Source organism: Pseudoscardovia radai, assembly GCF_002259605.1.
Classification (GTDB): domain Bacteria; phylum Actinomycetota; class Actinomycetes; order Actinomycetales; family Bifidobacteriaceae; genus Pseudoscardovia; species Pseudoscardovia radai.
This window is the reverse complement of record NZ_MWWR01000008.1, coordinates 89,472-104,204: the sequence shown is the minus strand read 5'-3', so window position 1 is coordinate 104,204 and position 14,733 is coordinate 89,472. Positions and strand designations below refer to the sequence as shown.

The window sequence follows — 14,733 nt, the reverse complement described above, 5'->3', positions numbered from 1 at the left end:
AACCTCCGATGCTGGAACTACACGATGGCGCCGCCGCATACAGCAGGCCGCGGCCAAAACCGCGGCCTGCCCTATCCGCGCCGGCATGATCGCGCCGACGCGCTGCGCGCACGGCGCCATCGTGCGAAACCCGACGCTACGCGCCGAGCTCCTCGCGAACCTTCTTCGTGGCCTCCACGAGGTTCTCGAGGCTCGGCCACGTCTCCTCGTCGCCGCGGGTCTTCAGGCCGCAGTCGGGGTTGACCCACACCTTCTGCACGTCCATCTTCTTCAGGATCGCGTGGATCTTGCCGACGATCTCGTCGACGGACGGAATGCGCGGCGAGTGAATGTCGTACACGCCGGGGCCGGCCTCGGTTTCGAAATGCGCCTCGTGGATGGCGTCGAGAACCGTGAGGTCGGAGCGGGACGCCTCGAAGGAGATGACGTCGGCGTCCATATCATCGATGGAGCGGATGATGTCGTTGAACTCCGAGTAGCACATATGCGTGTGGATCTGCGTGTCGGGCTTGACGCCGGAGTGCACGAGGCGGAACGCCGGGATGGCCCAGTCGAGGTACTTGCCGTACCAGTCGGAGCGGCGCACCGGCAGCTTCTCGCGCAGCGCGGCCTCGTCGATCTGGATCACGCGGATGCCGGCGGCCTCGAGGTCGAGCACCTCGTCGCGGATGGCGAGCGCCAGCTGCGTGGTCTGCAGCTCGTGGGAGACGTCCTCGCGCGGCCAGGACCAGTTGAGGATCGTCACCGGGCCGGTGAGCATGCCCTTGACCACATGCTTCGTGCGGGACTGCGCATAGGAGCTCCAGCGCACGGTGATCGGACGGGCGCGGGAGACGTCGCCCCACACGATCGGGGGCTTGACGCAGCGCGTGCCGTAGGACTGCACCCAGGCGTTGCGCGTGAACAGGAAGCCGTTGAGGTTCTGGCCGAAGTACTCGACCATGTCGTTGCGCTCGAACTCGCCGTGCACGAGCACGTCGAGGCCCACCTGCTCCTGGTGCCTGATGCATTCGTCGATCTTGGAGGCGATGAAATCGTCGTAGGTCTTCTGGTCGATCTCGCCCTTGCGGAAGCGGGCGCGGTACTGGCGAACCTCGCGCGTCTGCGGGAAGGAGCCGATCGTGGTGGTCGGCAGCAGCGGCAGGCCAAGCTCGGCGCGCTGCGTCTTCTGGCGCTCGGCGCGGGCCGGCTGGCGGGTGTAATCGTCGGCGGTCAGGGCGGCCACGCGGTTGGCCACGGCCTCGTCGGGCTGCACGCGCGTGCCGTCGAACAGAGCCTGGTTGGCGCGCAGCACGTCGCTGCCCTGGCGCTCCTCGTCGGAGGCGTCGGCGAGGGCGGCGATGTCGGTGAGCTCGCCGAGCTTCTCGACGGCGAAGGAGAAGTGGCGCAGCACGTCGTCGCCGAGCGTCGGCTCGTTGGCCGTGGTGAACGGCACGTGCAGCAGCGAGTCGGCGGTGGAGACGACCACGTTCTTCGTCACCTGGCGCACGGCGTCGAGCGTGCCGAGGCTCTGCGCGTAGTCATTGCGCCAGATGTTGCGGCCGTTGACGACGCCTGCGAAAATCGTGACGTCATCGGGCACGGTGAAGGTGCCCAGCGCGTTGAGGTTCTCGTCGCGGCCTTCGATGAGGTCGAGGCCTACGCCGTCCACATGCAGGTCGAACAGCGTGTCGAGCGAATCGGCGATATGCCCGAAATACGTCTGGACGAGCACCTTGGGCGTGTTCTCGGCGGCGCGACGCGCTGCGAGGATGGGCGCGTAGAGTGTGCGGAACAGATCGAGGTCGCCCTCCTCCTTGTCGAGCACGAGGTAGGGCTCGTCGAGCTGCAGCCAGGAGGCGCCGAGCTCGGCGAAGCGCGTCTCGATCTGCGCGTAAGCCTGCGCGGTGGCCGACACGATGGCGTCGGTCAGCTCGAGGTCGGCGGCCTGCGGACCGCGGGCGAGCTTGAGGAAGGTGTAGGGGCCGATGATGACGGGCTTCGTATCGACGCCCTGCTCCTTGGCCTCCTGGTACTCGTCGAAGGGCTTGGTGCCGGCGAGGCGGATCTCGGTGTCCTCGCCGATCTCGGGAACCAGATAGTGGTAGTTGGTGGTGAACCACTTCTTCATGGGCTGGGCGGTGACGTCGCCCTGCTCGCCCTGGTAGCCGCGCGCGACGGCGAAGAGGGTGTCCTCGGCGCCCAGGCCCAGGTCGCGGTAGCGCTTGGGAACCACGTTGAGGAGGATGGCGGTGTCGAGCATCTGGTCGTAGTAGCTGAAATCGTTGCTCGGGATGAGGTCGATGCCCGCGTCCTTCTGGATCTTCCAGTGCTTGGCACGCAGCGACGCGGCGGTGGCGCGCATCTCATCGAGACTGGAGGAACCCTTCCAGTAGGCTTCGATGGACTTCTTCAGCTCGCGGTTCTCGCCGATGCGCGGGAATCCGATGACAGATGTGACTGCGCTCATGTGTCGACCTCTTTTCATTGGTTACGGGGAACAATGAAAAGCTAGCAAGTTTCGGCCGAAGTGCGGTAATCCACCGCTTTTGCATGTCGTTATAAACGAAGTCTATAGGTGCGGGGTTTTGCTTGGTGTGGGTTTATATGCACGATAACACCGCCCGGCCCGGTTGTCACGGGTCGGGCGGCGTGGAGGCGGCCGGCGCGAGGTAGCACGGGCGGCCGAGACGCACGGCTAGTCGAGGTCGCCGGCGCGCACGAATGCGAGCGGGCGCCCCTCATGCAGCCCCCATTCGGCGAAGGGCTTGTCGGACCCCAGGATCGCGACCGATGCGGGCGAGAAACCGAGTCGCATCTCCCCCAGCACCTGCGGCTTGCCCTGGTCGGGGTCGACGAGCCACTGGGCCGCCTCCGACACTGTCGGCTCATGGCAGACGATCAGCAGCACGCGATGCGTGGGCTTCGTGTGGTCCATCTCGTCGAGAAGCGCCTGCATGCCGCCCTCGTACAGGTCCATGTGATACGCCACGGTCGGCTTGTCTCCGAAGACCTGGAGCATGCGGTCGGTTGTCTGGCGCGCACGAGTGGCGGCCGACGAGGCGATGACATCGGGAACGAGGCCCATCTCCTCGAGCGCCTTGGCCATGCGCTTGGCCTGTTTGCGGCCCTTGTCGGTCAGCTCACGCTCCGCGTCGCCGCCCTGGGACATCGCCTCGGCCTTGCCATGCCGCATGAGAACCAGCACATGGGGCACGTCCGCCGCCTGCTTGCCGATTTTCTTGAGATTGACCATGACCGAAACAGACCTCCCGCAGGCAGCCCCCGCCTGCACCGGGCGCGTTCGCGCGCGGACCGCCCGGCGCGACATGCAGGCCGGCACGGGAACGTCGTGATGGAACGCGGTGTTGCATAAGGTGATGGCGCGAACCGACGCCGCGCCTTGCTCTATGCTACACCGTTCGACGGGTCACGTTCGGCACCTCACATGCATTCGCCGCCGCGATGGAGTCAGACTCCATCGTGTTCTTCGCCCCTTCTCCTTCCTCTTCATCCCCCTCTCTGAACAGGTCCTCTCCCTGAACAATGTAATGGCTTGCGGACAAAAATCCACGATTCCCGGGCCCGAATCGCCCGAATCGGTCCGAAACCCATCACATTGTTCGGGAAAGACCGCCCCGCACACCCCCGAGCCGCGAAAACCGCCTTCGGCGGGTGCCACGACACCCGCCCAACGGCATTCCAAGGGGAAATCGTCGAAAACCCGGCCAAAATCGTCTTCGGCGGGTGCCCGCACACCCGCCGAACACCATTCCAAAGGGAAGATCATCGGGAACCAAGCCGAAATCGTCTTAAACGGGTGTCGTCACACCCGCCGAACACCATTTCGGCCACCCAACACCCTGCAAACCACCCGAAATCGTCTTCGGCGGGTTCCACGACACCCGCCCAACGCAATCCCCGACCAATCCGATAACAATGTGATGGCTTGCGGACAAAAATCCACGATTCCCGGGCCCAAATCCCCCGAATCGGTCCGAAACCCATCACATTGTTATATGGGGGGGGAGGCGCTGGAAGCCAGAGCAGCGCCGAAGCACTCAGACCTCGGAGGATCGGCGGGTGAAGGAGACCTGCTCGTCGAGGTCGCGGATCACCTTGCGCACCTTGCGGTCGGAGATGTCGCGCAACTCGAGGCCACCCATGTCATCGACGTCGGTGTATACGTCCTTCGTGGCGCGCTCGCGCTTATGCAGCGCGGCGAAACCATTGGCCATGGCGCGCGTGACGAGAAGGAAGCCGGTATGACCGATCATCTGGTGGTTGGGGCGCACGGCCAGGCCCTCCACCTTCCACGTGCGCTCGAGCGTCTCCTGCACGTCGGGTTCCGTCCACTGCCCCGATGCGCGCACGGCCTCGGCGAGGCGGCTAAGTTGCGTAGTGGTGGTGACGTAGGCGGTGAGAACGCCGCCGGGCGCGATGACGCGATGCGCCTGCTCCAGGCGGTTCCATGGGTCGAGCATGTCGAGCACGATGCGGTCGAACGATGCGTCCGGCAGTCCGGCGGCGACGGAATCGAAATCCCCCACGAGCAAATCCCACCACAAGGGACGCTCCCCGTAGAACACCGTGGCGTTCGCCTCGCAGATATGCGCGAATTCAGGGCGCAGTTCGATCGTGGTCAGGTGTCCGGACGCCCCGACGGCCTCGAGCAGGTTGATGCCCATGGCACCGCTGCCGCCGCCCGATTCGAGCACGCGCATGCCGGGACGAATGTCACCCAGCTGGATCACCTCGGCGATGTCCTTGGGGTACATGATCTGCGCGCCGCGCGGCATGGACAGCACGTAGTCGGCCAGCCTGGGCCGCATGACGCAGTACTCCCAGCCGCCGATCGCGCGCGTGCCCTTCCACGGCTTGTTCCCGCGCGTCGCCTGGATGTGCTGCGGGTCGTCGTTCTGCTCGCCCGATGCTTCCTGCTCGCGCGCCTTGCTCCGGGTGACGATGACGGAGCCTTCCTTGACGCCGATCACGTCATTATGCACGATGAACCCGTGCTCGGTCTGCGTGACGCGACCGGGGACAAGCTGGATCGTGACCATCTTGCCCTTGCGGTCGGTGAGCTGCACTTTCTCGCCCGCGCACAGCGGTCCTCGACGAATCATGGTGTCCTTTCGAATTTGTGGACTGCCTGTCGGCCGTCTTGCGAAACCCGGCCTTGCGAAACCCGCGCGGCGCTACGCCGCGTACGCCGCCCAACGCGTGCCGGTGTGCACGACGTGCAGCGGCATGCCGAACAGGTGCGTCATGCGCTCGTCGGTGAAGCCGTGCTCGAGGTCGCCCGTGTACACGATGGTGCCGGGCTCGGGGTCGCCGTCACGCACGATGACGTTTGCGGCCTGGACCTCGGAACCGGACATACGCCCCATGATCGCCAGATGGTCGAAGCCCTCCGGGATCTCCTCGAGGCGGTGGGTGACAAGTACCATGGCGCGCGGCGAATCCTCGAAGGCGATCTCGCGCAGAGAGCGGATGACGAGCTCCCTGCCGCCCAGGTCGAGGCCGGTGGTCGGCTCGTCGAGGATGATGAGGTCGGAGTTCGCCATCAGCGCGCGGCAGATCATGACGCGCGTGCTCTCGCCCATCGATAGGCGCCACATCTGCTTGCCCGCCAGATACCCGATGCCGAAGCGTTCCATGAGGCCCCGGGCCTTGGCGTACTCCTCTTCGGTATAGGTGTCGCGCCAGCGTCCGGTGACGGCGTTGAGCGCCGTCACCACCGCGTCGAGCGGGTCCTCGTCGTAGGGGAACGAGTCGGCGAGCTCGGCCGAGGTCACGCCGATGCGGTTGCGGTAGGAGAATACGTCGACGCGCCCCAGGCGATTGCCCAGCACGTCCACGGTTCCCTCGGACGGGAAGCCGCGCGTGGCCATCATGGAGATGAGCGTGGATTTGCCGATGCCGTTGGGGCCGAACAGCACCCACTTCTCCCCCGGCTGGATGGTGAGGTTGACATGCGTGAGGATGACGCGCTTCTTGCGTCGGAACTCCACGTCCGTGAGCTTCACGGCCGGCTTGCCATGGTCAATGTCCATCTGTGTCCTTTCGCCGTCACGGTCTGTGGTCGGTTTTTGTGCGGTCTGTCGGTATCATGCGGTCCGGCGGCATGTGCGGTCGGTCTACGATTGTTCCACCGCACCCACGCGAACGGGCGGCCGAGGAATCCCCCTCCCGGCCGCCCGTCGAATCGTACATCGTCGGATCAGACGGCCGTGCCGTTCGAATCGACGTTAGGGTTGTCGGAGGGCGAACCGCTGAAAAGGAACAGCGACAGCACGCCGATGATGAAAATGGCGCTGACGGTGACGATGGCCCACATCGGCTTGTTCGGCAGGAACATGACCACGATGAACGCGATGGCCGACAGCACGATGAACAGCCAGCTGAAGAAACGACCCCAGCCGCGCGCGGTCTTCGGCGCCGGCGCCTTGGACGGGTTGCGGGAGGCGTAGTCATCGGGGGTCACGTCGTGCTCGGGCGACGACGTGCTGGCGCTCGGCTTCCACTCGTCCGTTCCGGATTCCTGGAGGTGGAGCGCGCGGTCCTGCAGGGCGGCCTCGTCGATAACCCCTGCACGGCTACGGCTGCGCGGCTGCGTCGCCGTGCCCTGTCCGCGCCTCGACCTCTTTGCCTGGGCGCGTCGTTCTGCTCTGTTAGGCATGACTTCTCCTTTGTGTCTCGAGTCTGTAGACATGATACAGCCTTTCGGCCCGGCGCGTCGGTTCCACGGCCGCGCCCGCCACGCGAAAGCGCCGCAGAAACCTCCACGATGCCCCCACAATTACTTCGCGATCCCCCGCGAAGCCGCCTTGAAGCCACCTCGAAACCGCCTTGAAACGGCGCAGGGCCGGGGTTTAGGACCCCGGCCCTGCGGAATGCGCGGAATGCGTCGACGGACTGCGCGTCAGCGGCGCGGCAGGCTCATCGGGCGCGTCGACGATTCAATCGGGCTGGCGAGCTCCGACGTACCGTTGAGGTACTCGTCCACGGCGTGGGCGCAGCTGCGGCCCTCGGCGATGGCCCACACGACGAGGGACTGGCCGCGGCCGGCGTCGCCGCAGGCGAACACGCGCGGGTTGGACGTCTGGAAGCCCTGGAGGCGCGCGATGTTGCCGCGGTTGTCCTTGTCCAGCGGCAGCTGCTCGTCGAGCGTGGCGGTGTCGGGATGCAGGAAGCCGACGGAGATAAGCACGAGGTCGGCGGGGATCTCGCGCTCGGTGCCCGGCTGGTGCGTGAACGGACCGTTCTCACCCGGCGCCACGTCGCAGATCCTCAGGCCCTTGACGTGGCCGTTGCCGTCTGAGACGAACTCGAGGGAGTCGACGTTGTAGATATAGGTGCCGCCCTCCTCCATGCTGGAGGTCTCCTTGTACAGGCGCGCGAAGGTCGGCCACGGCTGGTTGCCCGGACGGTCGGTCGGCTCCTTCGGCATGATCTGGAGCACGGTGACGTCCTTGGCGCCCTGGCGGATGGACGTGCCGAGGCAGTCGGAACCGGTGTCGCCGCCACCGATGATGACGACGTGCTTGTCCTTCGCCGTGATGTCGTTGACCGGCGTCAGGCCACGCACGCGGCGCGTGGCATCGGGCAGGAAGTCCATGGCGAAGTGGATGCCGTCGAGCTCGCGGCCCGGCAGCTTCATGTCGCGCGGCACGCGCGAGCCGATGGCGACGACCACGGCATCGTAGCGGCTGTACAGGTCGTCCCAGGTGATGTCCTCGCCGATGGTCGTATTCGTGACGAAGCGGGTGCCCTCGGCCTCCATCTGCTTGATGCGGCGGTCGATCAGCGACTTCTCGAGCTTGAAGTTCGGGATGCCGAAGCGCATGAGGCCACCCAGCTCCTCGTCGCGCTCATACACGACGACGGTGTGGCCGGCGCGCGTCAGCTGCTGGGCGCAGGCGAGGCCCGCGGGGCCGGAGCCGACGACGGCGACGGTGAAGTCGGTCAGGCGCTCCGGGGGCAGCGGCTTGACGTAGCCCAGCTCCCACGCCTGGTCGATGATGGCCTGCTCGTCGTTGTGGATCATGGTCGGCGGCTGGTGGATGCCCAGCACGCAGGCCGATTCGCACAGCGCCGGGCAGATGCGTCCGGTCACCTCGGGGAAGTTATTGGTCTGGGAGAGGCGGTTGTACGCGTCCTCCCACTTGCCCTGGCGCACGAGGTCGTTCCACTCGGGAATCAGGTTGCCCAGCGGGCAGCCGGTCATGCAGAACGGCGTGCCGCAGTCCATGCAGCGCGAGGCCTGCGTCTGGGTGAACGGCGTCAGGCCATGCTCGGCGTGGACGTCGAGCCAATCGTTGATACGCTCCTCGACCGGGCGCTCCTTGAGCTCCTGGCGCGTGCGCACCTTGAGGAATCCACGGGGATCAGCCATGTCAGCGTGCTCCTTCCATAACGTGTTCGTAAACCTTTTCCCACGCACCGGGGGCGTTGAAGTCGACGCCCTTGCTCTCGGCCTCGTCCATCGCCTCGGTCATGGCGAGGAACTGGCGCGGCACGATGCGGGTGAAGCGGGTGCGGGCGTTGTCCCAGTCGGCCAGGAGGTCGGAGGCGATCTGGCTGCCGGTCTCCTCGGCGTGCTTCTTGACGAGCTCGTGCACGACGGGCTCGGTCTCGTCGTCGAGCGGCTTGAACTGGAGCGCGCCGTTGGCGACGGACGCAGGGTTGACCTTCGACTTGTCGAGGTCGAGCACATACGCGTTGCCACCGGAGAAGCCGGCGCCGAAGTTGCGTCCGGTCCTGCCGAGCACCACCACGGTGCCGCCGGTCATGTACTCGCAGCCGTGGTCGCCCACGCCCTCGACGACGAACGAGGCGCCGCCGTTGCGCACGGCGAAGCGCTCGCCCGCCAGGCCGCGGATGAACATCTCGCCGCTGGTGGCGCCGAAGCCCGTGACGTTGCCGGCGATGACGTTCTCATGCGCGTCGATGACGGCCTCCTCGTCGGGGCGCACGATGATGCGTCCGCCCGACAGGCCCTTGCCGGCGTAATCGTTGACCTCGCCGTAGATGCGCAGCGTCTCGCCGTGCGGGATGAACGCGCCGAAGGACTGGCCGGCGGAGCCGTGGAAGGTGATGTCGATCGTGTCGGTCGGCAGGCCCGCCTCGCGGTAGCGGCGCGTGATCTCGTAGCCGAGCATCGTGCCCACGGTGCGCTGCACGTTGCGAATCGGCAGCTCGATGCGGACCGGCTCGCGGTTCTCGAGAGCGTCGGCGCTCATCTCGATGAGCTTGTTGTCGAGCGCCTTCTCGAGGCCGTGCTTCTGGTCGATGGTGTGGTGCAGCTCGGTGCCCGGCACCGGGCCGGCCTGCACAAGCACGTTGGACAGGTCGATGCCCTTGGCCTTCCACGCGCTCACGGCATCGGTCTGGTCGAGGCACTCGACGTGGCCCACGGCCTCCTCGAGCGTGCGGAAGCCGAGCTTGGCGAGGATCTCGCGCACTTCCTCGGCGAGGTACATGAAGTAGTTGATCACGTACTCCGGCTTGCCGCGGAAGCGGGCGCGCAGCTCCGGGTCCTGCGTGGCGATGCCCTGCGGGCAGGTGTTGAGCTGGCAGGCGCGCATCATGACGCAGCCCTCCACGATAAGCGCGGAGGTGGCGAAGCCGAATTCCTCGGCGCCCAGCAGGGCGGCGATGACGATGTCGCGGCCGGTCTTGAGCTCGCCGTCGCACTGCACGACGACGCGGGAGCGCAGGCCGTTGAGGATCAGCGTCTGCTGCGTCTCGGACAGGCCGATCTCCCACGGGGTGCCGGCGTGCTTGATGGCGTTGAGCGGGGCCGCGCCCGTGCCACCGTCGCCACCCGAGATGAGGATGACGTCGGCGTGGGCCTTGGCCACGCCCGCGGCGATCGTGCCGACGCCGAACTCGGAGACGAGCTTGACGTGGATGCGGGCCTTGGGGTTCGCGTTCTTCGCATCGTGGATCAGCTGCGCCAGGTCCTCGATGGAGTAGATGTCATGGTGCGGCGGCGGGGAGATGAGCTCCACGCCCGGCGTGGCGTGACGCACCTTGGCGATCCACGGCGGGACCTTCGCGCCGGGCAGATGGCCGCCCTCGCCGGGCTTGGCGCCCTGGCCGAGCTTGATCTGCAGGTCGGTGGCGTGCACGAGGTAGTCGCTCGTGACGCCGAAGCGCGCGGAGGCGATCTGCTTGATGCGGCTGCAACGCTCCGGATCGTCGAGGCGCTCGGTGGATTCGCCGCCCTCGCCCGAGTTGGAGCGGGCGCCGATGCGGTTCATGGCGATGGCGAGCGTCTCATGCGCCTCCTGGCTGATGGAGCCGTAGGACATGGCGCCTGTCGAGAAGCGCTTGACGATTTCGCTGGCCGGCTCCACCTCGTCGAGCGGAACGGACGGGCGGGTGGTCTTGAAGTCCATGAGGCCGCGCAGCGTCATGATGCGGCGCGAGGTGTCGTTGACATGCTTCGTGTACTCCTTGAACATGCCGTAGTCGCCGCGCTGGGTGGACTGCTGCAGCAGGAAGATGCTCGTCGGGTCGTTGAGGTGCTCCTCGCCCGTGCGGCGCCACTTGTACTGGCCGCCGGTGCGCAGGTTGCGGTGAGGGCGGGCCGTCCACTGCACGGGGTACGCCACCTGATGGCGGGCCGCCACCTCGTCGGCGATCTCGTTGATGCCGATGCCGCCGACGCGCGTCGGGGTGCCGGTGAAGTACGTGTCCACGAGCTCCTGCGAGAGGCCCACGGCCTCGAACAGCTGCGCGCCGCGGTACGACATGATCGTGTCGACGCCCATCTTGCTCATGATCTTCATGACGCCCTGGCTCATGGCCTTGATGACGTTCCTGACGGCCGTCTTCGCGTCCACCTTGAGGTATCCGCGGTCCGAGAGGTTCTCGGCCGATTCAAGCGCCAGGTACGGGTTGACGCAGGCCGCGCCGTAGGCGATGAGAAGCGCCACGTGGTGGATCTCGCGCACATCGCCGGCCTCCACGGCAAGCGAGACCTGGGTGCGCGTGTGGCGGCGCAGCAGGTGGTGGTGCACGGCCGAGGTCAGCAGCAGCGACGGGATCGGCGCCCACTCGTGATCCGAGTTGCGGTCGGAGAGGATGAGGAAGTTCTTGCCGTCCTCGATGGCCTTGTCGACTTCCTCGAAGATCTCCTCGAGGCGCGCGGCGAGTGCGTCGCCGCCGCCGGCCACGTGGTACAGGCCGCGCACGACGAGCGGCTTGTAGAAGCCGCCCAGGATCGGCGCGCGGTCGAGGCGCTTGAGCTGGGCCATCTCGTCGGAGTCGATGACGGGCAGCGGGATGACGACCTTCTTGGCGTGCAGCTCCACGTCCTCGAGCAGATTGGCCTCGGGGCCGATGGCGGATTCGAGGCAGGTGACGATGTCCTCGCGCTCCCAGTCGAGCGGCGGGTTCGTGACCTGCGCGAACTTCTGCGTGAAGTAGTCGAAAAGCATGCGGTCGTGGTTCGACAGAACCGCGATCGGAGCATCGTTGCCCATGGCGCCGAGCGGCTCGCGGCCGGTGTTCGCCATCGGGGTCAGCAGGATCTTGAGGTCCTCCTCGGTGTAGCCGAAGGCGCGCTGGCGGCGCTGCACCGACAGGTTGGAGTGGCGCACGTGCTCGCGCTGCGGCAGCTGCGACATCTTCACCGTGTTGTTCTCCACCCACTGGCGGTACGGGTGCTGGGAGGCGAGGTCGTGCTTGATCTCGTCGTCCGGGATGATGCGGCCGGCGGCGGTGTCGATGAGGAACATCTTGCCCGGCTCGAGGCGGCCCTTGCGCACGATGTGCTTCTGCTCGATCTCGTTGAGCACGCCAGCCTCGGAGGCGAGGACGACAAGGCCGTCGTCGGTCACCTGCCAGCGGCCGGGGCGCAGGCCGTTGCGGTCGAGCGTGGCGCCGACGAGCGTGCCGTCGGTGAACACGATGTCCGCCGGGCCGTCCCACGGCTCGATCAGCGTGTTGTTGTACTCGTAGAAGGCGCGCACGTCGGGGTCGAGGTCCGGGTTCTTCTCCCAGGCCGGCGGCACCATCATGGACACGGCGTGCGGCAGGCTGCGGCCGGCCAGGTGCAGGAGTTCGAGCGTCTCGTCGAAGGTGCCGGAATCCGAGTAGCCGGGCGTGTTGATAGGCAGCAGCGGGGCCATGTCGCCGAGCAGTTCGGAGCTCAGGCGGCCTTCGCGGGCGGACACCCAGTTGCGGTTGCCCTGGATGGTGTTGATCTCGCCGTTATGCGCCAGGAGGCGGAAGGGCTGGGCCAGCGGCCAGCTCGGGAAGGTGTTCGTGGAGAAGCGGGAGTGAACGATGGCGATGGTGGTGGCCATGTCCGGATCCGACAGGTCGAGGAAGAAGGGCTGCAGCTGCTTGGTGGTGAGCATGCCCTTATATGTGATGGTGCGGCACGAGAGGGTGGCGAAGTAGATGCCGATCTCATGCTCGGAGCGCTTGCGCACGCGGTAGGCGCGGCGCTCGAGCGCCAGGTCGGTGAGCTTGCCCTCGGGGTCGGCGAACACCGGCATGTCGAAGCTCGGCATGGAGCTCAGGGCGCCCAGGCCCAGGCCGTCGGGGTTGACCGGCACGGCGCGCCATGCGAGGGTCTCGAGACCCTCCTCGGAGGCGATGCGCGTGATGTCGCGCTGCTGAGAGGCGCGTTCGCCCGCGTCGCGCGAGAGGAAGGCGATGCCGGTGGCGTAGGCGCCCAGGGCGGGCAGTTCAACGCCGGTCACCTTGCGCAGGAAGGCGTCCGGCATGGCCATGAGGATGCCGGCGCCATCGCCCGTGTTCTCCTCGGCGCCCACGGCGCCGCGGTGGTCCAGGTGCTCGAGCGCCTCGATGGCGTCGTCGACGATAGCCCGCATGGGCTTCTTGTTCAGAGTGGTCACCATTGCCACACCGCAGGCATCATGTTCGGCCGACGGGTCGTACATGCCCTGCGGGGCGTGGACACTCAAATCTAGCGGTGCATTCGTCACAGTCATCACCTCGGGTTTTGAACGGATAGTGCTCTGGGCCTCGCTGTCTCGCCGGCGATCGGGGTTACCCCGGCCCAAGTCTTTTTTATAGTATTACCCGCACGCTACAGTGCCGGCCGCTGTTTTATGCGGTTCCGGGAGGGTTCCTTCGAATTGCGCAGCCTTGGAAACAAGCCCTAAAACGGCCGTAAAACGCCCGTAACCTACCCCATGCGGCCGAAACATGGACGTTACACAAACGTAACGAAAGACCACATGATGGTTGATTTTTATACGATTTCGCTGTGAATTTCACGAGAATCGTAACGTTCGGCGTTCCACAATGTGGCCTTGCGCTTCTCGAAGGGGTGTCGGTGGCGTCTGCTCGCGGTCGGTGCGCGACGACTACTGGCGGTTGTAGTAGGCGACGCCGTCGTCGGGGCGGAAATACGTGCGGATGCAGCCGCGATCCGACACGACCACGAAGTTATTGCCCGACTGCTGGTAGTACACGGTGTCGTCGTCCTCCGACTCGGGCTTGTGCATCGTGTCGGGCGCCTCGACCACTTGCGCGGCGGCCTGCTCGTAGTCCTCGGGCGAGGCGTAGCCCATCTCGCGGCCATGCTTGTCGTAATGCTGGTCGAGGCCACCGACCGTGCAGAAGGAGATGTCGGAGGCGGTTGCGGAGCTGCCGGCATCGGCCGGAGCGTCGGAAGTCGCCGCAGCGGTGGCGGACGATGCGTCCTGGGTTGCCTGGTCCTCGGATGTCTGTCCGTTCTCGGATGCGAGCACGGAGGCCGCTGCGGAAGCCAGCGCATCGTCCGATGGATCGGTCGAAACGGAGGCGGACGAATCCGACGGGGACGAGGAGACCCACGATTGCGCGATCTGCTCGAGCCCCGGGATTCCGCCCGAGGCCACCGCGGCGACGAGGAAGGCGCCGGCGACGATCACGGCCGCGACTCGCCGCCCCGTATGCCGCTGTGACCTGCCGTGCCTGGTATCATCGTCGAAATCGTTATCGACATCGTCGTCGCGGTTATCGTACCGGTTCGTGTTCTTCGATGCCATGCTGCGTCCCTTCTTCCTTCTTTTTATGCTGCCTTCCTATGGTAAGCGATTCCATGCCGTCCTGCGCGGACATCACAGGCGTCACAGGTAACAGAGAATACACACGTTTCCCAAAACACAAACCTCCCACTTCGACGAAGGGTGTATCGGTCGCCGAAGAGGGAGGTTAGCGGTGTGGAATCATTGCGGGTGCGTGAATCGCCTCGCTACAGCGTCAGGGACTCGAGCCAGGAACGGATGGCGGAATCGGATGCAGAGGATGGGAAGCGCTTGCCGCCCAGCCATTGGGCGCCTTTTGCCATGTCTTTGACATCGGATTCATTGCCGAACGAGGAGCTTGACGAGGTGACGAACGCCGCCAGCTTCTTGCCGGTGAAATCGTTGGATGTGAGGAAATCGTCGATCGGCCATGCGGCGACGCCCCACCATACCGGGGCGCCTATGAACACCACGTTGTAAGAATCCCAGTCTGGCACGGATGTGTCCTCGAGCTTCACAGATTGGCGCTCGGTTGGGTCATTCGCCTCGCGGTTGACGCGACTTCCCGGATCACGCCAATCGAGGTCGGCCGCCGTGTATGGTTCCGCCGCCTTGAGTTCATGCAGCGTGGCTCCCGTCGCCTCGGCAATGGTCTGCGCCACACGACGGGTGCACCCGCTTTCCGTGAAATAAACCACCAATGCCTTCATATCGCTCTCGATTCTTGAATCGTTTGAGTCATCTCACTCACTGTGAT

Annotated in this window: 9 protein-coding genes; all 9 read right to left on the bottom strand. The window is 65.9% G+C overall.

The window, feature by feature from the left end; translation table 11 throughout:
- Positions 1 to 136: 136 nt before the first annotated feature.
- The 9 genes from metE to PSRA_RS05740 all read right to left on the bottom strand — a co-directional run bounded on the left by metE (position 137) and on the right by PSRA_RS05740 (position 14,674).
- Complete coding sequence (metE, locus tag PSRA_RS05780; RefSeq protein ID WP_094660953.1) at positions 137 to 2,449, bottom strand: 5-methyltetrahydropteroyltriglutamate--homocysteine S-methyltransferase; 2,313 nt, start codon at positions 2,447 to 2,449, stop codon at positions 137 to 139.
- Positions 2,450 to 2,677: 228 nt separating this feature from the next.
- Positions 2,678 to 3,235 (bottom strand): SixA phosphatase family protein, encoded by a 558-nt coding sequence (locus tag PSRA_RS05775; RefSeq protein WP_094660952.1) that lies wholly within the window; start codon positions 3,233 to 3,235, stop codon positions 2,678 to 2,680.
- 805 nt (positions 3,236 to 4,040) lie between these two features.
- Positions 4,041 to 5,105 carry a tRNA (adenine-N1)-methyltransferase gene (locus PSRA_RS05770; protein WP_169712482.1) on the bottom strand — a complete coding sequence of 355 codons (1,065 nt, stop codon included), beginning with the start codon at positions 5,103 to 5,105 and terminating at the stop codon, positions 4,041 to 4,043.
- A gap of 72 nt (positions 5,106 to 5,177) precedes the next feature.
- Positions 5,178 to 6,035 (bottom strand): ABC transporter ATP-binding protein, encoded by an 858-nt coding sequence (locus tag PSRA_RS05765; protein ID WP_094660951.1) that lies wholly within the window; start codon positions 6,033 to 6,035, stop codon positions 5,178 to 5,180.
- 167 nt (positions 6,036 to 6,202) lie between these two features.
- Positions 6,203 to 6,661, bottom strand: coding sequence for a hypothetical protein (locus PSRA_RS05760; protein WP_094660950.1), 459 nt, complete (start codon positions 6,659 to 6,661; stop codon positions 6,203 to 6,205).
- A gap of 243 nt (positions 6,662 to 6,904) precedes the next feature.
- Complete coding sequence (locus PSRA_RS05755) at positions 6,905 to 8,377, bottom strand: glutamate synthase subunit beta (protein ID WP_094660949.1); 1,473 nt, start codon at positions 8,375 to 8,377, stop codon at positions 6,905 to 6,907.
- A 1-nt stretch (position 8,378) separates the two neighbouring features.
- Positions 8,379 to 12,953, bottom strand: coding sequence for a glutamate synthase large subunit (gene gltB, locus PSRA_RS05750; RefSeq protein ID WP_094660948.1), 4,575 nt, complete (start codon positions 12,951 to 12,953; stop codon positions 8,379 to 8,381).
- A gap of 378 nt (positions 12,954 to 13,331) precedes the next feature.
- Positions 13,332 to 13,997 carry a hypothetical protein gene (locus PSRA_RS05745; RefSeq protein WP_094660947.1) on the bottom strand — a complete coding sequence of 222 codons (666 nt, stop codon included), beginning with the start codon at positions 13,995 to 13,997 and terminating at the stop codon, positions 13,332 to 13,334.
- A 206-nt stretch (positions 13,998 to 14,203) separates the two neighbouring features.
- Positions 14,204 to 14,674, bottom strand: coding sequence for a flavodoxin (locus PSRA_RS05740; protein ID WP_245834920.1), 471 nt, complete (start codon positions 14,672 to 14,674; stop codon positions 14,204 to 14,206).
- Positions 14,675 to 14,733 lie beyond the last annotated feature (59 nt).

Bases quoted from the DNA above. Each gene is read 5' to 3' on its own strand.
- PSRA_RS05745 (WP_094660947.1), bottom strand. From the start codon at position 13,997: ATGGCATCGAAGAACACGAACCGGTACGATAACCGCGACGACGATGTC.
- PSRA_RS05765 (WP_094660951.1), bottom strand. From the start codon at position 6,035: ATGGACATTGACCATGGCAAGCCGGCCGTGAAGCTCACGGACGTGGAG.
- PSRA_RS05775 (WP_094660952.1), bottom strand. From the start codon at position 3,235: ATGGTCAATCTCAAGAAAATCGGCAAGCAGGCGGCGGACGTGCCCCAT.
- PSRA_RS05755 (WP_094660949.1), bottom strand. From the start codon at position 8,377: ATGGCTGATCCCCGTGGATTCCTCAAGGTGCGCACGCGCCAGGAGCTC.
- metE (WP_094660953.1), bottom strand. From the start codon at position 2,449: ATGAGCGCAGTCACATCTGTCATCGGATTCCCGCGCATCGGCGAGAAC.
- PSRA_RS05770 (WP_169712482.1), bottom strand. From the start codon at position 5,105: ATGATTCGTCGAGGACCGCTGTGCGCGGGCGAGAAAGTGCAGCTCACC.
- gltB (WP_094660948.1), bottom strand. From the start codon at position 12,953: ATGACTGTGACGAATGCACCGCTAGATTTGAGTGTCCACGCCCCGCAG.
- PSRA_RS05760 (WP_094660950.1), bottom strand. From the start codon at position 6,661: ATGCCTAACAGAGCAGAACGACGCGCCCAGGCAAAGAGGTCGAGGCGC.